At 67.5% G+C, this 18,840-nt stretch carries 18 protein-coding genes; 5 read left to right on the top strand and 13 right to left on the bottom strand.

Features of this window, described 5'->3' with window-relative positions:
- Positions 1-51: 51 nt before the first annotated feature.
- The 3 genes from KYK13_RS16705 (at position 52) to KYK13_RS16695 (ending at position 3,570) form a co-directional block, all read left to right on the top strand.
- Positions 52-2,055, top strand: a complete 2,004-nt coding sequence (locus KYK13_RS16705; RefSeq protein WP_223645511.1) for a DNA polymerase — start codon at positions 52-54, stop codon at positions 2,053-2,055.
- A 98-nt stretch (positions 2,056-2,153) separates the two neighbouring features.
- Positions 2,154-2,957 (top strand): hypothetical protein, encoded by an 804-nt coding sequence (locus KYK13_RS16700; RefSeq protein ID WP_223645510.1) that lies wholly within the window; start codon positions 2,154-2,156, stop codon positions 2,955-2,957.
- A 67-nt stretch (positions 2,958-3,024) separates the two neighbouring features.
- Positions 3,025-3,570 (top strand): hypothetical protein, encoded by a 546-nt coding sequence (locus KYK13_RS16695; RefSeq protein WP_223645509.1) that lies wholly within the window; start codon positions 3,025-3,027, stop codon positions 3,568-3,570.
- Between the two features lie 162 nt (positions 3,571-3,732).
- Here the strand turns inward: KYK13_RS16695 and KYK13_RS16690 are convergent, their stop codons facing one another.
- A complete protein-coding gene (locus tag KYK13_RS16690; RefSeq protein WP_223645507.1) occupies positions 3,733-4,884 on the bottom strand; it encodes a site-specific integrase in 1,152 nt (383 codons plus the stop codon).
- Positions 4,885-5,161: 277 nt separating this feature from the next.
- A complete protein-coding gene (locus tag KYK13_RS16685; protein WP_370645378.1) occupies positions 5,162-5,815 on the bottom strand; it encodes a hypothetical protein in 654 nt (217 codons plus the stop codon).
- A 230-nt stretch (positions 5,816-6,045) separates the two neighbouring features.
- Between KYK13_RS16685 and KYK13_RS16680 the strand changes: the two genes are divergently transcribed.
- Positions 6,046-7,080, top strand: coding sequence for an urea transporter (locus KYK13_RS16680; RefSeq protein WP_223645503.1), 1,035 nt, complete (start codon positions 6,046-6,048; stop codon positions 7,078-7,080).
- Between the two features lie 4 nt (positions 7,081-7,084).
- Here the strand turns inward: KYK13_RS16680 and ureG are convergent, their stop codons facing one another.
- The 8 genes from ureG to serC form a co-directional block, all read right to left on the bottom strand.
- Complete coding sequence (gene ureG / locus KYK13_RS16675) at positions 7,085-7,819, bottom strand: urease accessory protein UreG (protein WP_223645501.1); 735 nt, start codon at positions 7,817-7,819, stop codon at positions 7,085-7,087.
- Between the two features lie 8 nt (positions 7,820-7,827).
- Positions 7,828-8,490 (bottom strand): urease accessory protein UreF, encoded by a 663-nt coding sequence (locus KYK13_RS16670; RefSeq protein ID WP_223645500.1) that lies wholly within the window; start codon positions 8,488-8,490, stop codon positions 7,828-7,830.
- 9 nt (positions 8,491-8,499) lie between these two features.
- Positions 8,500-10,215 carry an urease subunit alpha gene (gene ureC / locus KYK13_RS16665; RefSeq protein WP_223645499.1) on the bottom strand — a complete coding sequence of 572 codons (1,716 nt, stop codon included), beginning with the start codon at positions 10,213-10,215 and terminating at the stop codon, positions 8,500-8,502.
- Entirely contained in the window at positions 10,212-10,976 is a 765-nt protein-coding gene (gene ureA / locus KYK13_RS16660; RefSeq protein WP_223645498.1) for an urease subunit gamma, read from the bottom strand. Before ureA ends, ureC begins: the two co-directional genes overlap by 4 nt.
- Positions 10,977-11,159: 183 nt before the next feature.
- Entirely contained in the window at positions 11,160-12,023 is an 864-nt protein-coding gene (locus tag KYK13_RS16655) for an urease accessory protein UreD (protein WP_223645497.1), read from the bottom strand.
- A 236-nt stretch (positions 12,024-12,259) separates the two neighbouring features.
- Positions 12,260-12,595, bottom strand: coding sequence for a hypothetical protein (locus KYK13_RS16650; RefSeq protein ID WP_223645496.1), 336 nt, complete (start codon positions 12,593-12,595; stop codon positions 12,260-12,262).
- 186 nt (positions 12,596-12,781) lie between these two features.
- Positions 12,782-12,997, bottom strand: a complete 216-nt coding sequence (locus KYK13_RS16645) for a hypothetical protein (RefSeq protein ID WP_223645495.1) — start codon at positions 12,995-12,997, stop codon at positions 12,782-12,784.
- A 188-nt stretch (positions 12,998-13,185) separates the two neighbouring features.
- Positions 13,186-14,274 carry a 3-phosphoserine/phosphohydroxythreonine transaminase gene (serC, locus tag KYK13_RS16640; protein WP_223645494.1) on the bottom strand — a complete coding sequence of 363 codons (1,089 nt, stop codon included), beginning with the start codon at positions 14,272-14,274 and terminating at the stop codon, positions 13,186-13,188.
- A 472-nt stretch (positions 14,275-14,746) separates the two neighbouring features.
- On the opposite strand from serC, the gene KYK13_RS16635 reads away from it, so the two are divergent.
- A complete protein-coding gene (locus KYK13_RS16635; protein ID WP_223645493.1) occupies positions 14,747-14,968 on the top strand; it encodes a hypothetical protein in 222 nt (73 codons plus the stop codon).
- Between the two features lie 472 nt (positions 14,969-15,440).
- Here the strand turns inward: KYK13_RS16635 and KYK13_RS16630 are convergent, their stop codons facing one another.
- From KYK13_RS16630 to KYK13_RS16620, 3 genes are all read right to left on the bottom strand, one after another.
- On the bottom strand, positions 15,441-16,025 hold the full coding sequence (locus KYK13_RS16630) for a superoxide dismutase (protein ID WP_223645492.1): 585 nt from the start codon (positions 16,023-16,025) through the stop codon (positions 15,441-15,443).
- A 43-nt stretch (positions 16,026-16,068) separates the two neighbouring features.
- On the bottom strand, positions 16,069-16,569 hold the full coding sequence (locus KYK13_RS16625) for a flavin reductase family protein (protein WP_223645491.1): 501 nt from the start codon (positions 16,567-16,569) through the stop codon (positions 16,069-16,071).
- Positions 16,570-16,705: 136 nt separating this feature from the next.
- On the bottom strand, positions 16,706-18,595 hold the full coding sequence (locus tag KYK13_RS16620; RefSeq protein WP_223645490.1) for a hypothetical protein: 1,890 nt from the start codon (positions 18,593-18,595) through the stop codon (positions 16,706-16,708).
- Positions 18,596-18,840 lie beyond the last annotated feature (245 nt).

Genomic DNA, 18,840 nt, shown 5'->3' with positions numbered 1-18,840 from the left:
CGCGTCCCCCAACGCGCCACGGCTGGCCCACGACACGGGCCTTTCGGTGTTGTGCCCACCCTCTTCAGCTTCGACACCGAGACGCACCTGATTCAACCCGGCCTCCTCGCCCCGCCGCTCGTCTGCGCCTCCGTAGCGGACGCGGCCCCGGGGAGCGAGCGCCTCCTCTCCGCCGCCCAGGCACGCAAGTGGTTCCGCGAGGCCATCGCATCCCCAGGCGTCCACCTCACGGGCGCGAACCTCGCCTACGACCTGGGCGTCATGTGCGCGGACGACGCGCGGCTCGTGGACGCTGTCTTCGACGCCGCCGACGCCGGGCGCCTGCATGACGTCGCCATCCGCGAGGCCCTCCTGGACATCGCCCGAGGACTCCACGGCGTTGACCCCGAGACAGGCCGCCCCCTGGACGACGACGAGGGAGCCCGCTACCCGCTGGCCCTCCTGGTGAAGCGCCACCTGGGACTCGACATCAGCGCGGAGAAGCACGCCCCGGACGCATGGCGCTTGCGGTACGCGCAGCTCGACGGCGTCCCCTTGGAGGAGTGGCCCCCTGCCGCCGTGGACTACCCGAAGCGCGACGCTCGCTTCACGCTCGACGTCCACCACGCCCAGGAACGCGCCGCCACCGACAGCCCCACCGGCGGCAACCTCCACGCGGAAGGGCACCAGGTCCGCGCCGCCCTGGCGCTGCACTTCGCCTCCCTCTGGGGCCTGCGCACCAATGGTGGGCGCGTCGCCCAGCTGCGCCAGCGCGTGGAGGCGGAGTGGAGCGCCAACCGCGCCCGCTTCCTCGCGGCGGGCATCTTCCGGCCCGATGGCACCAAGGACTCGAAGCGCCTCTCCGCCCTCGTGTCCGCCGCCTACAACGGCCTGCCGCCCGTCACCTCGCCCACGGAGCGCTTCCCGGACGGGCAGGTGGCTACCGACAGGGACACGCTCCTCGACTCGGGGGACCCGCTGCTGGAGGAGCTGGGCAAGGCAGGCAAGGTGGACAAGTACCGCTCCACCTACCTGGGCAAGCTGGAGGCTGGCGTCACGCGCCCCCTCAACCCGCGCTTCAACGTGCTGGTGTCCACGACGCGCGTCTCCAGCGACTACCAGCAGCTGCCCCAGCGCGGCGGCGTCCGCGAGTGCCACGAGGCCCGCCCTGGCTTCGTCTACTGCTCCGTGGACTACGCCGGCCTGGAGCTGCGCACCATGGCCCAGCGGGCCATCTGGGACGTGGGCTGGTCGCGCATGGCCGAGGCCCTGCTGGCGCAGGAGGACGTCCACACCTCCGCCGCAGCGACGTTCCTCGGCGAGAGCTACGCGGCCCTGCGGCCTCGCGTGAAGGCGAAGGAGGCCACGGCCACGTCCTTCCGTGCGCTCGCCAAGGTCTTCAATTTCGGCAAGGGCGGCGGCATGGGCGCGGGCGCCATGGCCTACCACGCGCGAGCGAAGGACGACGTCCGCTTCTGCCTGCTGGCCAAGGTGGCGGAGGCATGCGGAATCGAGCGCGTGCCGGTGCGTGTCCAGGGCAAGGTGAAAATGGTCTGCGCCGCGTGCGTGGAAGTCTCCCAACGCTACGGCGACAGGTGGCTGGACGCATGGCCCGAGCAACGGGAGCTGTTCTCCCGCGCCAGCCGGCTCACCTACGGCGGGCAGTTCGTGGACGTGCTCACTCCCGGGGCCAACATCCTCCGGGGAGGCTGCGGCTACACGCAGTGGCTCAACACGCCTTTTCAGGCCCTCGGCGCCGTGGGGGCGAAGCTGGCCACCTGGCGCGTCGCCCGCGAGATGTATACGGCCCGGCGCTCCCCTCTCTGGGGCTCGCGGCTCGTCCTCATGGTGCACGATGAGCTGGTGGCGGAGCTGCGCGCGGACTGCCCCAACCGCCTCCACGACGCGGCGGAGCGCATGGCGCACCTCATGCGGCAGGCCATGCGCGAGACGACCCCGGACCTCGCCGATGCCATTGAGGCGGAGCCCGCCCTATCGCGGGTGCTGTCGAAGAACGCAGCCACGGTGCGCGACGCGGCAGGCCGATTGCTGGTGTGGGAACCCACCCACTTCTGAGCACGAACTTCCCGGACAGGCACGACATTCATTGGGTCCGCAAGGACACCACGTTCAGATCTTCTCCACCATGGGTCCGACAGCCATAAGATGGAGCTATGAAGCTATTAGCCGAGGCAATCGAGAATCCGGAGGCTCCGCAGATTGGTGAGGCGCTTAGTCTCATGCGGGACTCCGTTCGCGCCTGGAATAAATCCCCAACGTGGGCGCAGTTCGAGCCCCCGCCTATAGCCGAAAAACTGCATGAACGCTGTGAGCGCGTCTGCTGGCTTCTAGAGACCACCGAGATCAATAGCTACTCGGCCGATATCCGCCGTGCGTGGATGCGAACAGCCGCAGGAATCATTGAGGACGTAAGACGCGCTTCAGATGGGAGACAGCAGTTCCTTCATCCGCTTGCGACTGAGCAGCGCCGAAACATGTGCATGTATGTCGTCGAGTTCCATCTCGAAAAAGCATACAACGCAGCCAAAGAACTCGCCCGTGAACTAGAGCGGGACCGACTAATCAAGAAGAGAAGCCTCCCCAAGGGTTCTCAGCAAGCACCAGCCATACGAGCATTAAAGAGGGCCATTCTGGTTCTAGGCCACCAAGAGAACTGGTGCAAGGACGCCTTCGCCAAGGACCGAAACAAGAGAAAGACAACATGGGACAGCCCCAAGGCATATGCGTTTAGCATCGTTGGCGCACTCCATGCCGCAACACAAGCCCTGGACGCAGACCAGCAGCGCATGGTCTTCCATTGCGTCGGGACCACACTTACCTGCAAGGACATTCAAGAACTCCAAGACTGGAACGACAAAATTGGCACATCGCATGCCGATATCGTTCAGGCACTTCAGTCAGCCATCACCCTTCTGGAAAAGGGCGGACCTCCAAGGCAGCACTCTTTCAATCTTTAGATTTGAGCCCCATCCAGTCGCTTGAACCTGCCCCCATTGCTGGGTAGTGAACTCCAACCCCAGCACTATGAGCGGCGAGCCCTGTACGAGGCTCGTTTCCATCGACCCGGGGCTGCGCCACTGCGGCGTGGCACTCTTCGACGTCCCCTCCGCGTCCCTGATCTGCGCTGGGCTCCCGAAGAACCCCGCGCCGGCCCACGGCGTGCTGTCCCTGTCCTCCTGGGCATCCATGGCCAGCGCCGTCCAGGAGTGGCTCTGGCCGCGCGTCGGCGACGTGGCCTTCCACCTCGTCATCGAGCTGCCGCGCGTCTACGCCGCTGCGCACCAGAAGGGCGATCAGAACGACCTCATCCAGCTTGCCGGCATCGTCGGCACGCTAGGCGGGGCTCTGGCGCAAGTCGCAGACCGCCGCAGCGTCTACCCGCGCGACTGGAAGGGCACCCTCGACGCGGACGCCTTCATCGAGCGCATCAAACAGCGCCTCGACGCGGGCGAGCACCTGCGCGTGGAGCTGCCCGCCGCGCGTGACCTCCACCACAACGTCTGGGACGCCATCGGCATCGGGCTGCACGCCCTTGGCCGGCTCGCCCCCCGTCGCGTCCTCCCGAGGTGAGCATGGCCCTTCAACTGACCGGCCCTGGACTCGATGGCCCCGCCGTCACCGTGGAGCGCGCTGCGGAGCTGCTGCATTGCAGTCGGGCTCGCATCTTCGCGCTCTTGAAAGAGGGGCGCCTTGTTCGCGCCCCTCGATTTGGACGGCGGACAACCGTCCTCGCTACATCCGTGCTGTCCGTCTTGCGGCTTGGGTCGCCTCCTCCCGAGCCCGCCCGACGCCGGGCGGTGCGCTCCGAGCACCGGGCAGCTGTACTCCGAGCCGTCCCCTTGGACGGCCACGCCGGGCGGCCTGCTGGGCCTCCGGAATGACCACGACGGGGTCCTCGGGATGAACCAGCCGAAGCGGGAACACAATCATCGGAGGCACTTGGACTCCCTCGTAGAACAGCTTGGTCGTCCGAGTACTCAGGTGCCCCATGACGGCGGCGACCATCTCAAGGGCAACGCCACCCGAAGTGGGCTTCACTACCCGACCGCACTCCGAGGACCACGTCGCGAAGCAGTGTCGCAGCTCGCCAGGGTGAATGGGCGCGACGCGCCCCTCCGGAGAGCGCTTCGTGAGTCGGGCAGCTGTTGCCCCAAGACACTCATGAACGGTGCTTCGGCTCGGAGACTTCTTCCGGGCCTGGAGTCGCTGCGCTGCCGTGAACGCCTGCGCATCCAAGCTGACAACGTGTACACGCCCATTCTTATGACGGAAGCAAGCTGTCCCCCGGATGCCGCATGGGTCGTTCACATCGCGTAGTTCCCCATCACCCGAGGCTATCCGCGCAATCTCCGAGTCGTGCATGCCCGTCTTCGCACGCAGGCACAACACGTCTCGGACGGACTGGCTTTTGATAGCAGAGTAGAAACTCTCAACCACTGCCATCGGGTAGCCTTTTTTCCTCCGTCCCTTCTCCGCAACGGAGGGCGGCACCTTGAGTTCCAGCGTCGGGTCCTCGGACGGCTTGAGCTGGTCATCCTCACGGAGCCACGCAGTCAGCGTCTTCAACGCGATGATGCGGCCCTTGCGAGCTGTCTTCCAGTCAGCGAGGTGCTTGCGCAACTCTCGAAGCTGGACCTTCCGCAGGTCCCGCCCACCAAGGGCTTCGGCCCACGCCGCGAGGTAGTTCCGAACGTCACGCCGGTAGTCCTTGCTGCGTCCCTTCTCGGTGAGATGCGCCATCAGGCCGGACAAGGCCTCCTCATCGATCCGAACCGGCGCATCGTCAGCCGCCGACTGTCGTCGCGTGCGATAGCCGTCCGGGTTGCGCTCCCAGAGAGCCAACTCCGCCAGGGCCTCACGCTCGCTGGCGGCATCGAGGGCCACTACCCGGCGTTGTCGCTCAATGACCCAAACTTGGCGTCCTCGGGCCTCACGGACCCTTCCCCCTGCCCACTTCCCGATCCACTTCGGAGCTGCTCCCAATTCGGTCCTCGGTCGTTAGCGCGTCGTTAGCGCGTGCCTTCCGAGTCCTAAATGGGGGCGTTTTCCCTCTGTGGCGCTGGCGGCGCGAACTCGCCTTCAAAACCGGTGAGGGGCTGCGAGAGCAGTCCCTGGCGAGTTCGATTCCCGTGCCCTACCGCCATCTGCCTGCGGCCCGAAGTCAGAGCCGCAGCCGCGAGCCAATCCAGAACAGGCCCAGCGCTCCGGACCCCAGCGCCACGGCGCGATGGAGCCAGGCGCCGAGGCGCTGGTTCATCCGCGAGTAGCCCTCGGCGAAGAGCAGCCCCACGGCCCCCATGCCCAGGAGGATTCCCAGGGCGAAGCCCGGCAGGTACGTCCAGCCGGCCGTGCTCAGGCTGCCTCCCACCAGTAGCGGCGGAAGTGCCAGCAGCAGTGAGCGCACACCTGAAACCGCCATGAGCGCACCGGCCGCGGTGCTGACGTGGCCGGAGGCATGGGTGTGCAGGTGCGGCTCCCGGTCATGACCGGGCAGGTGTGGATGGCCGTGCCCCACGCTGTTCGGATAGAGCAGCGCCGTGACAGCGAGGGCGATGAGCACCCCGCCCCCGAATATCTCCGCCCAGCGCTCGAACGCCTCGGAGAGGCCCACGCCCGCCAACAGACATACGCCCGCCACACCGGCCAACATGGCCGCATGTCCCAGGGCGAAGCGCAGGGCCGTCAGGAGCGCCGCCCGGCGACGGCCACCTCCCAGCGCGCCGAGCGTGGCCATGGCCGCACAGTGGTCAGGCCCCACCGCGTGGAGCAATCCCTGCCCCAGCCCCACTGTGAATGCGAAGAGAAGAGGAGGCACGCGGACAAGCCCATAGCCGGGCTCGCGCTCACAAGCCATCCCCCGGGAGGGCGGCTGTCTGCTTTCCATTGCTTCGGGCCTCCCAGTCGCGCCCCTCGCCCCTGCAAGGCCTTGCCTGACTCATTCCAGACATTGGCCTTCTCTGCCAAGCGGAAGTATCCACGCCCTATCGCATGCAGACAGACCCGACCGAACCCCTCTCGCGCACGCGGTTCCCCTGGAATGGCGTGATGCCACGCTTTGGCGAGCGTGCGGACCGCAGTACCTTGCTCGCCTTCATCGACTCCTGCCTGCGAGGCGTTGGCCAAATCCTCTTCGCGAACAACCCGGTGAGCGGCCTGCTCATCCTCTGCGGCATCTTCGCCGCCTCTGCCTGGCTCGGCGTCGCCACCCTGGTCGGCGTGGTCGCCTCCACCGCGACCGCCCACCTCCTGCGACTCGACCGCTCCCGCATTCGCGCGGGCCTGTATGGATACAACGGCGCGCTCGTCGGCGGTGCCCTGGCGACGTTCCTCCTTCCGGCGTGGAGCCCGAGCCTCCTCCTCTACGCCGTCGTCGCCTCGGCCATGAGCACCCTCGTCATGGTCGCCGTCTCGCTCGTCCTGGTGGACCAGCTCCACCTGCCGCCCCTGACGCTGCCCTTCAACCTCGTCACCCTGCCATGCCTCCTCGTCAGCTTCACGACCACCCATCTCCACCACAGCCCGATGCTCGTCCGGCACGTGGAGGGGCCCATCAACACCGCCCTGCGCGAGGGCGCCTCCGGCGTCGCTGGCAGCCAGGTGGGAGCCCTGCTCGAGGCCGTGCTCCGCGGCGTCGGGCAGATCGTCTTCGCCGATGTTCCCCTGGCCGGCGTGCTCATCCTGCTCGGCCTCCTCGTGTGGTCCCGCATCGGAGCCCTCTTCGCGCTCGTGGGCTCGGTGGTGGGACTCATCGTGGGCATGCTGCTCGGCGGCGATGGGCACGACGCCTACCACGGGCTGTGGGGCTACAACGCCATGGTGGCCGCCGAGGCCCTGGCGGGCGTCTTCCTCGTGTGGGACTGGAAGACCGCCCTCTATGGCGTCGTGGGCGCCGCTGCCGCGACCGGGCTCTATGCCGGACTCGCGGCGCTGTTCGGCCCGCTGGGACTTCCCGCGCTGACGCTCCCCTTCTGTCTCGCCACGCTCGTCTTCCTCGCCCTGCAGCACGCCAGCCCGGTGTTCCGGGCCGTCCCGCTCCCCAAGGTCACGAGTCCGGAGGAGCACCTCCCGCTGCGTCGCTGAACCTTCAGCTCCGGAGCTTGGCGCCCGTGGCCTTGCGCCACGCTGCGAGCAGGTGGTCGATGACCTCCTGCAGCCCCACGCCCTTCGTCACCTGCGTGAAGACGAACGGGCCGTCGCCTCGCATCTTCTTCGCGTCGCGGTCCATGACGCCCAGGTCCGCGCCCACGTGCGGAGCCAGGTCCGTCTTGTTGATGATGAGCAGGTCCGACTGGGTAATCCCCGGCCCGCCCTTGCGCGGCACCTTGTCCCCGCCCGCCACGTCGATGACGTAGACCGTGTAGTCCGCCAGCTCCCGGCTGTACTGCGCCGCCAGGTTGTCGCCCCCGCTCTCCACGATGAGGAGCTCCGGCTTGAGTTCCTCCATCAGGTTCTCGAGCGCCAGCAGGTTGTGGCTGATGTCCTCGCGGATGGCCGCGTGCGGGCACCCGCCCGTCTCCACCGCCTTGATGCGCTCGGGCGCGAGCGCCTTGTTCCGGGTGAGGAACTCCGCGTCCTCCTTCGTGAAGATGTCGTTCGTCACCACGCCCAGCCGGTACGTGTCGCGCAGCGCCTTGCACAGCGCCAGCACCAGGGCCGTCTTCCCGCTCCCCACCGGCCCGCCAATGCCGATGGTGAAGGCCCTCGCGGAGTAGTCGCGCGTCCGTGGCACCTCCCGCTCGTGGTAGTGCCCCGGATGATCCCACTCCTCATGGGTGTGGTTGTCGTCGTCATGGCCGTGGCCGCGATGGTCGTCGTGCATGGTTCACCTCAGGAGAGAAAGAGCCTCGAGTAGAGCCGGTCGTGCGTCGCGCCGAAGAGGTCCAGCAGCGGCGCCGTCTGGGCCAGCGACTCCGGCCCCAGCCCGGCACACGCCTCCAGCACCTCGTCGAGCAACGGCGCGCACTGGTGCTGCAACTGGTGCGACTCGTGCGTCCCCACGATGCCGATTCGCACCGCCGCGGACAGCGCTCCCCTCAGCGTCAGGGAGAGCAGGAGCTGCTGCGCGTCGGACAGCTCGACCTCCAGCGCGCGCAGCACCGCGCCGAAGAGGGGCGCGTGGTGGAAGCGCAGCCCCGCCGCCCGCGCCTTCTCCCGCAGGGGCCCCACCTGCCCGGGGAAGATGCGGGCGCACGTGTCCAGGAAGGCACGCCCCTGCGTGCGGCTGGCCCGGTTGGCCACGTGGTTGGTGAGGAAGGACTCCGCGCGCGCGTCCAGCGCCTCCAGCGTGGCGGGCTCACGCCAGGCCGCCCCCAGCAGCGGGAGCGCCCCGTGCCCCGTCTGCCAGAGCAGCTCCCGAGCGAAGCGCGCCAGCCCCTCGCGCTCGCGCACCTCGCCCTGCTGCACCGCCGCCTCCAACCCGCCCGAGTGCGCGAAGCCCCCGGTGGGGAACGCCGAGTCGCCCAGCTGCAGCACCCTCCACGCCAAGCCCATGGCCGTCCCTCAGAAGAGCGAGTAGAGCTGCGCCAGCGGCAGCCGGGCGGCGGGCTCGCACACGAGCAGCTCCCCGTCCGCGCGGACCTCATACGACTCCGGATCCACCGTGAGCTCGGGCAAGGCGTCGTTCAGCTTCATGTCGCGCTTGCCAATGCCCCGGCACCGGCGCACCGCGGAGAGCTGCTTGGTCAGGCCCATCTCCCGCACCAGCCCGTCCGCCAGCGCGCGCCCCGACACGAAGGTGATGCTCGTGGCCCCCAGGGCTCGCCCCCGCGCCCCGAACATCGGCCGCATGTAGTACGGCTGCGGCGTGGGGATGGATCCATTGGCGTCGCCCATCTGCGCCCAGGCGATGAGGCCGCCCTTCACCACCAGCTCCGGACGCATGCCGAAGAACGCCGGCCGCCACAGCACCAGGTCCGCCAGCTTCCCCACCTCCACCGAGCCGACCTCGTGTGCCAGTCCGTGGGCGATGGCCGGGTTGATGGTGTACTTGGCCACGTAGCGGCGGATGCGGAGGTTGTCGTTGTCCCCGCGCTCCTCGCGCAGGCGCCCGCGCTGGTCGCGCATCTTGTGCGCCGTCTGCCACGTGCGGGTGATGACCTCGCCCACGCGCCCCATGGCCTGGCTGTCCGAGGACATCATGCTGATGGCCCCCAGGTCATGGAGGATGTCCTCCGCCGCGATGGTGCTGCCCCGGATGCGGCTCTCCGCGAAGGCCACGTCCTCGGGGATCTCCCGGTCCAGGTGGTGACACACCATGAGCATGTCCAGGTGCTCATCCAGCGTGTTGACGGTGTACGGGCGCGTAGGGTTCGTCGAGCTGGGCAGCACGTTGGGCGCGCCGCACACGCGGATGATGTCCGGGGCGTGCCCTCCGCCCGCGCCCTCCGAATGATACGTGTGGATGGTGCGGCCCTTGAACGCCGCCAGCGAGTCGTCCACGTAGCCGGACTCGTTCAGCGTGTCCGTGTGGATGGTGACCTGCACATCCTCGCCGTCGGCCACCGTCAGGCAGGTGTCGATGGCGGCCGGCGTGGTGCCCCAGTCCTCGTGCAGTTTCAGGCCGACGGCCCCGGCGGCGATCTGCTCCAGCAGCCCCTCCGGGCGCGAGGTGTTGCCCTTGCCGGTGAGGCCGATGTTGAGCGGCAGGCTGTCCGTGGCCTGCAGCATGCGCCGGATGTTCCACGCGCCCGACGTGCAGGTGGTGGCCTTGGTGCCGGTGGCCGGTCCCGTGCCACCGCCCACCCAGGTGGTGACTCCGCTGGCGATGGCCTCGTCCGCCTGCTGCGGGCAGATGAAATGGATATGCGTGTCCAGGCCGCCCGCGGTGACGATGTGTCCCTCGCCGGCGATGACCTCCGTCGTGACGCCCACCACCATGCCCGGCGTCACCCCGGCCATGACGTCCGGGTTGCCCGCCTTGCCAATGCCGATGATGCGCCCGGACTTGATGCCGATGTCCGCCTTGTAGATGCCCGTCCAGTCGAGGATGAGCGCGTTGGTGATGACGACGTCCAGCGCCTCGGCGTCCCCCACGCCTGCCTTCTGGCCCATGCCGTCGCGCAGCACCTTGCCGCCACCGAACTTGCACTCGTCTCCGTAGACGGTCAGGTCCTTCTCCACCTCGGCCACCAGGCCCGTGTCGCCCAGGCGCACGCGGTCTCCCGTGGTGGGACCGAACATGTCCGCGTAGTGACGGCGATCCAGCTTCCGGCTCATGCGCCCTCCTCGTGACCGAAGCCCCGCGCGGCCACCTCGGCAAGCGCCCGCTGCTCGTTCTCCGGCGTCACCGGGCCGTTGCCCAAGGCGTTGCCGCCCCACACCACCCGCGCTCCGGCAATGGACACCAGGGACACCGTCTTCTTCTCGCCGGGCTCGAAGCGCACCGCCGTGCCCGCGGGGATGTCCAACCGGCGCCCGTACGCCTTCGCGCGGTTGAACACGAGCGCCCGGTTCGTCTCGAAGAACGGGTAGTGGCTGCCCACCTGGATGGGACGGTCGCCCCGGTTCGTCACCTCCAGGGTGACGGCGTCGCGGCCCTCATTGAGCAGCACCTCGCCCGGCTTCACCCACAGCTCGCCCGGCTTCACCTCGTCCTGCGGCGAGCGCGCGAAGCGCTCCAGCGGCGGCACCGGCAGGAAGCTGCCGTGGAGCGCCAGGGACAGGTCCCCGTGCTCGGCCTCGACGGGGTGGTGCACTGTCACCAGCTTCGTGCCGTCCGGGAAGGTGCCTTCCACCTGCACCTCCACCACCATCTCCGGCACGCCCTCCATCACCTGGGCGCGCCCCAGGAGCTTCCGCCCCAGGTCCATCAGCTCGGCGACGCCGCGGCCGTCGCGGATGAACTCCAGGAGCTGGGTGGCAATCAATGCCACCGTCTCCGGGTAGTTGAGCCGAACTCCTCGCGCCAGTCGTTTCTGGGCCAGGAAGCCAGCGCCGTGCAGCAAGAGCTTGTCAATCTCTCTCGGCGAGAGGTGCATGTTCAGACTCCGGGTGGCCCCAGGCAGGCACCTGACGGGCCGGCGCCCGAGCTACACGGGATTGGCCAGACGCAGCGAGCGGGAAGCCCATGGAGCGTTTCCAGGGGACGTCACCGGCAGCGCTACGAACAATTCCAAACATAACCACTGACCTCGGGGGCATCTCCTGTCAGTACTGAACACTCATGCCCGCCGCGTCCAGGGGTCGTCTCCCAGCAGCGGGGTAAGAAATGACAGCCATTCGCGGGCCGTCCTCAGCAGACCTTCCGCCGAGGTGGACGCGGCCCGCACCAGCAGCCCCTCCGCGCCCAGGGGACTGGCGGAGCAGACCTGCCCCGCGCGCGGGGAGAGGGGCATCGCGCCAATGCGCGCCGCCAGCGCCTCACGGGCCGAGGCCAGAGCAGGTCCCACCAGCAGGACGGTGCCGAGCGCGTCGAAGCGGCCCAGCCGCTCGGGAAGCGCCCCATGGGCGGGGTCCAGGAGCCAGCGCTCGTCCACCAGGGCCCTGCCCTCCCGGTGGACGTGCAGGGTGGAGGCGTACCGGGTGAAGGCCCAACGCTCCCCGTTGGCGCTGCGGCCGGCGACGACCAGGTCCATCACGACGAGCGAGGCGTCCGGGGCGAGGTGGATCTCCTGGTGCTGCGTGTACCGGGCTCCAGCGAAGCACATGGTGGGGTCTGGCACGAGCGCGAGGAACGCCCCCGCCCCCACGCGCGCCGACAGGTCGCTGCGGCAGCCGTGGGGCGAGCGGTAGACGCGGTGGGCGCCCTGACTGGACAGCAGCGCGGCGGCGCCCCCGGCCACGTCCATGTCCAGGGAGAGGTGGTCACCATCCACGAGTCCGCCACCCAGCGAGCTCGTGTAGACCCAGGCGGCGTGTCCGTGGTTGCGCGGCGTGAGCAGCCGCAAGGGACTGTGTGCGAGCGCGCTGCGCACCACGGTGCGGGCGCCGACCCGCTCGAAGGCGAGCCGCGCGACTCCCGCACGCCCCCGCCGCGCCGCCCCGGAGGCCCCGGGGTGATGCTGCAACTCTTTACCTGGCGTCATGGGGCGAAGTATCCCGCCTCGACCCACACGATTCCGCCCCCTCCAGTGGGAACTGACTCCCAACTGTCATCTTCCGTGAGTGTCATTCCCTCGCATGGGTCTGGCAGCCTGCTGCGAGTCAGTGGCAGATGCCCCTGGGAAGCGGATGCAGCAGGCTCGGGGCGGTAACGAAGAAGAATCTTTGGAACTGCAGCTCCCTCGGAGCAGCGGGGTGTGGTGGAAGGTGAAGGTTGTGGCTACGAGTCACCGGACTCGCTGGCCGCTCGCATTTCTCGGATCCTCTGGCACCTTGCGGACAGGTCGGGCCACTTGGACGAAATCCAGCTCAGAACCTCATCCATTTTCTTCGAATCATTGAACGGGAACGTCTCATCCATGGCGAGAGCGATCGCCACCCGGCCGCGATCATCTGACGAAAGCCAGTCCTCTCCGACCTGGAGCAGTGCAGCGCCCTCGTCGTCCAGACACCAGAGCATCCTGTTAAAGATCTCGGCGAGGGCATGCGCAGGAAGCGCCGGAGCCCTGTGCGCGTAAAGGGTGTCAATGATGCGTGTCATCTCCTCGGCGGTCACGGCGGACTCCTGTAGATCGTGGTGGTCGAGGTCGCAGTGTTGAGCTGTGCCTTGAAAGACAGCCGCTGCACGCCGGAGTTATGCATATCGACCAGCAGGGTTGTCTCCACGAACTCGAATCCGGCAGCCTGATGCGAACGGCAGGACACTCGCGTCAACGAGCCAGAAGCCGATTGAATCCGCCATTCACTCCAGATTGATGAACGCATCGTTATCCCAGTAGAAGTTGAAGGCCGCCACGAACTCCGCCGGAGTGGCCTTCGCCTTTTGGAGCCGGGCGTTCGAGACGATTTGTTGTGCGGCAGAGATGGAGAGCGTCTCGCTCAACCCGTGCATGCGTGCGAACTCAGGGAGCTCGTCCGAGTAGAAATCCCGCTCCAGAACAATCGTGCGGGTCCGCACGCTCAGCGGAGGCTTCCCCTGGACCTAGAGTCCATGTGTCCGCTCCGGCAAGCTGTCGATTCGGGCGAGGACATTCGCGAGCCATTCGAAGGACTCCACGCGTCGTCCCCCCTCTTTCCGTCAGAGCCGCCGTGATTCAAGGCCGGGGCGCTGGTGATCGCCCCGGCCTGCCTGGGAGGACGCTGGAGCTACCCGTTCCGCTTCGCGAAGTCGTCCATGAAGGACACCAGCGTCTTCACGTGGTCCACGGTCACCGCATTGTACAGCGACACGCGGATGCCGCCCGTGATGCGGTGGCCCTTCATTCCCACCATGCCAGCCTTGGCGCCTTCGGCCACGAAGGCCTCTTCCAGCTTTTCGTCACGCAGGCGGAAGACGACGTTCATGTACGAGCGTGACGCCTTCTCCACCGGGGCCCGGTAGAAGCCCGCGTTGCGGTCGATGGCCGAGTACAGCAAATCGCCCTTCTCGCGGTTCCAGGCCTCCACCTGCTTCAGGCCGCCCACGCCCTTGATCCACGCGAGCACGTTGCGGCACAGGTAGATGGAGAAGGTCGGGGGCGTGTTGTAGAGCGAGTTGTTCTCCGCGTAGGTCGTGTAGCGGAAGATCTTCGGGATGTCCTTCCGGCCCTTCGCCATGAACGCCTTGTCCACCAGCACCAGGACAATGCCTGACGGCCCGATGTTCTTCTGCGCTCCCGCGTAGATGAGCGCGAAGCGCCTGACGTCAATGGGCTTCCACAGGATGTCAGAGCTCATGTCCGCCACCAGCGGCACCTGCCCCACGTCCGGGAACGTGTGCCATTGCGTCCCGAAGAGCGTGTTGTTGCTCGTCATGTGGACGTAGGCGGCCTTCGGATCGAGCTGGAGTTCCGCCTGCGTGGGCACGCGCGTGAAGCGCTTGTCCTTGTCCATCGTGTTCGCGGCGATGCGCGGCGTGCCGTAGTAGCGCGCCTCGTCCACCGCCTTCTCGCTCCAGCCTCCCGTCACCACGTAGTCCGCGGAGGCGTCCCGGGTGAGGAAGTTCATGGGCACCTGCGCGAACTGCTGCGAGGCGCCGCCCTGGAGGAAGAGGACCTCATGGGTGTCCGGAACGGCGAGCAGCTCCCTGACCAGGCCAATGGCCTCGTTGTGGACCGCCTCGAAGGCCTTGCCCCGGTGGCTGTGCTCGATGATCGACATCCCGGTGCCCTGGAAGTCGAGCAGCTCGTCCCGGGCTCGCTCCAGCGCTGTTGTGGGGAGGCCCGCGGGGCCGGGATTGAAGTTGATGACGCGCATGGCCGTTTCCTCTGGAAGGTGAACCGCGCCGGCATTCTTGCCCGCGGAACAGATGGGGGTCACCAGCAACGTGGGCTCCGCCGACGATGGTGAACGGGTGGTAGCGTTCCAGGCGTGTCCTCCCTTCCCACACCGCTGGCCTCCGCCTTCCTCGCGGCCTCTGGCTGTGCCCCGGGTTCGCTTCCGGAGCCCGCTCGACTGGAGGCCCTGCTCGCCTCGGCGGTGGACCGCGCCCGGTTGCACTGGCCCGGGCTGGAGCTGGACCCTTCCGCCTTCGCGGCCTTTGTCGCGGAGCGGCTGACGTCCCCCTCCACGCTCCTGGACGTCCTGAGCGGGGCCTCCCCTGCCCTCCTGGAGCTGTACCTGACCTTCGGATGTCTGCGGCACGACCACGCCGCGCTCCAGTGCTTCGAGGACCACTACCTCCGCGACGTTGGCGCGTTCGTGTCCGGGGTGGATCGCTCGCCCCCACGTGGAGGCGCTGTCCCTGGAGGCCATCGCGGCGCTCTACCGCGTGCCCATGTCCACCGTGTCGCGCTGGCTCAGCCGCACACGGGAACAGGTGGCGGAGGCCACGACGCGGCAGCTCTGCGAACGCCTGGGGGTCAGCGCCGCATCGGTGGACAGCATCGCCGCGCGGGTCTTGAGCCAGGTGGACCTCAGCCTGGCGCGGCTGCTCGGTCCGGCCCGCTGAACTTTCGCTGCAAGGATTTTCCCGGCCGGTGTCAGGGCGTCGAAAGGCCCCGTCCTTGCCTCACCGAGGAAAGCCCACGCGCGTCCTGTCCCGGCTCGCCGCCGCCGTCTCCGCCTGCGAGTCGTCCCCTGAAGACAAACCCTCCATCCCGACTGTTTCTTGTGGAGGGATTGACGGGAGCCGGCCTTCATCACACTGACAGTGTTGGATTGCCATTGCGGTCCGACCCCAACCGGAGGTCGTGATGAAGCTCAAGATGGCGCTGGCGGCAGGTCCTTGTGCGAACTGTATCGACAGCAAGGTTGCGTGCATGCACAGCGCGACGACGCCGGCGTAGGAAGAGGCCTGCTACGCCCAGGGCCAGAAGCGCCGCATCGACTGGTGCGAGCCTCACTGACCGCATCCGAGAACCGCGCCGCTCCGGACCGTGCCGAGCCGGGCCGCGCGGTTCCCGTGACTTCACCGCTTCACATCAGGGGTTCTTGAAGTTCTGGGCCACGAAGTCCCAGTTCACGAGGCTGTTGAGGAAGGTCTCGATGAACTTGGGGCGCGCGTTGCGGTAGTCGATGTAATAGGCGTGCTCCCACACGTCGATGGTGAGCAGCGCCTTCTTGCCGTGCTTCATCGGCAGGTCCGCGTTGGACGTCTTCATGACGGCCAGCTTGTTGCCATCCTTCACCAGCCAGGCCCAACCGGAGCCGAACTGCGTGGCGGCGGCGTCGGAGAACTGCTTCTTGAACTCGTCGAAGGAGCCGAAGTCGCGGTTGATGGCGTCCGCCAGCTCACCCGTCGGCTTGCCGCCGCCGGCCGGCTTCATGCAGTTCCAGAAGAACGTGTGGTTCCACACCTGGGCCGCGTTGTTGAACACGGGACCGTCGCTGCTGAGGATGACCTCCTCCAGCGACTTGCTGGCCTCGGGCTTGCCGGCGGTCAGCTCGTTCAGCTTGTTCACGTACGTCGCGTGGTGCTTGTCGTGGTGGTACTCCAGCGTCTCCGCGCTCATGTGCGGGGCCAGCGCGTCCTTCTTGTAGGGGAGCTCGGGCAGCGTGAAGGGCATCGGGTGCGTCCTTTCTGGATACAGTGAGGTTCGTCTACGTTCGCTACTTCGGGGCGGGCCCTGGCTCCGGATGCGCCGTCAGCGCGCGATACGCCCGGTTCCAGTAGAGCAGCGGTTCTCCGTCCACTCCCCGCTGGATGCGCTCCACGCGGCCCACCAGCAACAGGTGATCGCCGTAACGGTGCACATCCAACAGAGCGCACGCCAGACCCACCAGGCTGTCCTGCACGAAGGCCTCTTCGTCGAACACCCGGCCTTCGGCCTCTCCCTTCGCGCATTGGACGGACACGTCGCGTTGGGTGGTGGACAGCACGCTCACACTGAAGCGACGGGCAACCTCCACCCGCTTGAGCGTGCGGGAGGACTGCTGCAGCGCCAGGACAATCAGCGGAGGCGTCAGGGAGAGGGAGCTGAAGGAGCTGACCGTCGTCGCCGCGATCCCGTCCGCGTCACGGACGGACACCACGGCCACCCCGCTCGCCCACCGGGACATCGCCTCCCGGAAGTCCGGGGCCGACACCCCTTCAGTGCCGCTCTGAGTCATGTGGCGGTCTCTACCACCCGGCCCGCCACCCGGTCAGCACTTCCTCCAATCCATTGGCGGAATACCAATGGGGTGGCAGGGAGCCGCCCGGCCCCGGTTGGAGGCGCGTCGACTCTCCGACACCTTGGACCTGGCCTTACGTGGCCGGGCGCGCCTTGCCGAGCTTCTTGCTGAGCCGGTTGTTGATCACGAAGTCCTCCGACACGAGCCCCAGCAAGGCCAGCGTCAGCGCGTGGGGCGAGCGCAGCTCCCCGTCCACTTCCGGCGAAGGGAGGATGGAGCGCAGGAACTCCGAGTGCGCGATCTTCGCGATGGCGACCTCCTCGTAGACGCCGAGCACCTCCGTCTCCACGTCACTCGCGAAGTGATCCGGATACTGCGCCTGATGGTGCGCGATCTGCTTCAGCAGGACGGGGTGCTCCACGTTCAGGAGCACGACCCCGTTGGGGCACTCGGGGTCGCGGGGCTGCCAGACCGCGAGGTAGCCCGGCTTCTCCATTACGTCCTTCTTCACCCGTCGACAGTGCGGCAGACCGCCGCCGACGCGGGCGCTCCGGGCGGACACGGGCCCGGACATGGCGCCGAGGTTGTCCGGGCCTCTCGCGCCTCTTCGAGGCGAGGTGGTCTCCGGGCGCGGGCGCCGTGAGGCACTCGGCGTTCCAGGCAGCGCCAGCTGTCCGCCCTTCTGGACGGGGCTCACGTTCTCGGAGCCTTCCTTCTTGGCCGAGAGCCGGGTCATCTTCCAGCGGGCCCCGAAGCGTTCAATCAGGCGTTCCCGCCAGGCTTCGTCCTCGATGCTGCGGGCCTCGCCCGTCCGCGCCTCCGCGAGCGCCTTCCGGATGGGCTCCGGCATCCTGTCCGCGAACTCGATGGCCCACTCGTTCAACGGCAGGTCGTCGTTCGAGCCCGGCCCGCCCCGCATCTTCAAGGAGTTCCGGTCGGTGGTGGGGAAGACACCGGCGCGGCCCTCTGCGTCGAGCTCCGGCGGCCGGAACACAATCCAGAGCCGCTGCCGGACCTGCGTGGCGCTCACGCCCAGTGACCGGTAGACCGAGTGGTGGGTCTGGTAGTTGTAAAGCTCGTTGCGATAGAGCGCCGCGATGTAGCCGGTCTGCGCGGCATAGCCGTGGATGTTGGGGCGCTCGCCGGACCACAGGAACCAATCCGCGTGGGTTCCGTCGCTGAGCGTGAGGGAGCCCGAATCCGACAGCGCTCCTCCGTCGTGCCCCCGTTTGAAAACAATCCAATGTCTGGCGCCGTGGACCTTGCGAACAATCGTTGGATGGAGGCCTCGAGGACGCGAATCCTGGAAGTTGCGCGGCCAGTTCTCCTTGGCGTCACTCTGGAGGACATCCACGGAGACGGAGACGGTTTCTGGAATCTCCCAGAAGCGGTGGTTGAGGTACTTCGGGATTCCATGGACGGTCTTCTCATCCCGGCCTGGATCGCCCAACACCGTGTCTTCCGTCGGTGAATTTCCAAGGAGGACAATGACGGTTCCATGGTTCTCGAGCCACTCCGGCTTGATGGCCTCCCAGTCACAGCCATGCTCTTCATCGTTGAACGGGTAGCACACCGTTTCGATGCGACCGCTGTCATCCTCGTCCTCCGCAGGGAGTTCCCAGTACTTCAGGCCGTATTCGCCTGTGTCCGGATCCTGCTTGAGCCAGACCATGGAGGGCTCACCGTCAACCCAGGACACGACCACCATCCCGTAGCGGTTCCACGGCAGCAACGACGTCTTCGAGCCGACGCCGAAGTTCTCCGTCACGCCGCCAATCGGCTTGCCGCCTCCACCGAAGGTGTTGAAGAACTCGACGAGCTCGTCGCGGCGCATGCCCTTGCCATTGTCGGCGATGACGCGCCGGTAGACGCCTCGGCGTTCGACGGCCTGCCATTCAATCGTGTACTCGACGCGGGTGGCTCCGGCCTCCATGGCATTCACCAGCGTCTCTCGAACCCATTGGAACTGCCCTCCTTCCCGGTACGTCCGCTCAATGAAGTGGTGCGTACCTTTGGACTGCATCGCATGGATCAAGCTCGATGATTTCCTGGCGGACATCGGCACTCCTTGCACGGCACGTCGGGGAACAAGGGTTGGCGCGCAACCCTTCACATGGCCGCCCTGGCAGGTTCGCGCCTGAATTCATTCATTAGCGCACCTCCTCCGCCTTGCCTCTCCCCTGAAGGAGGTATGCCCGAGCGGCATGAAGCCACGCGCGATGCCGCCGGCCCGCACGTGCGACGGAAGGCTTGCCCCGCGGGGAAACC

The sequence above is a fragment of the Corallococcus sp. EGB genome, from assembly GCF_019968905.1.
GTDB lineage: Bacteria > Myxococcota > Myxococcia > Myxococcales > Myxococcaceae > Corallococcus.
This window is presented reverse-complemented; position numbering and strand designations above follow the sequence as displayed.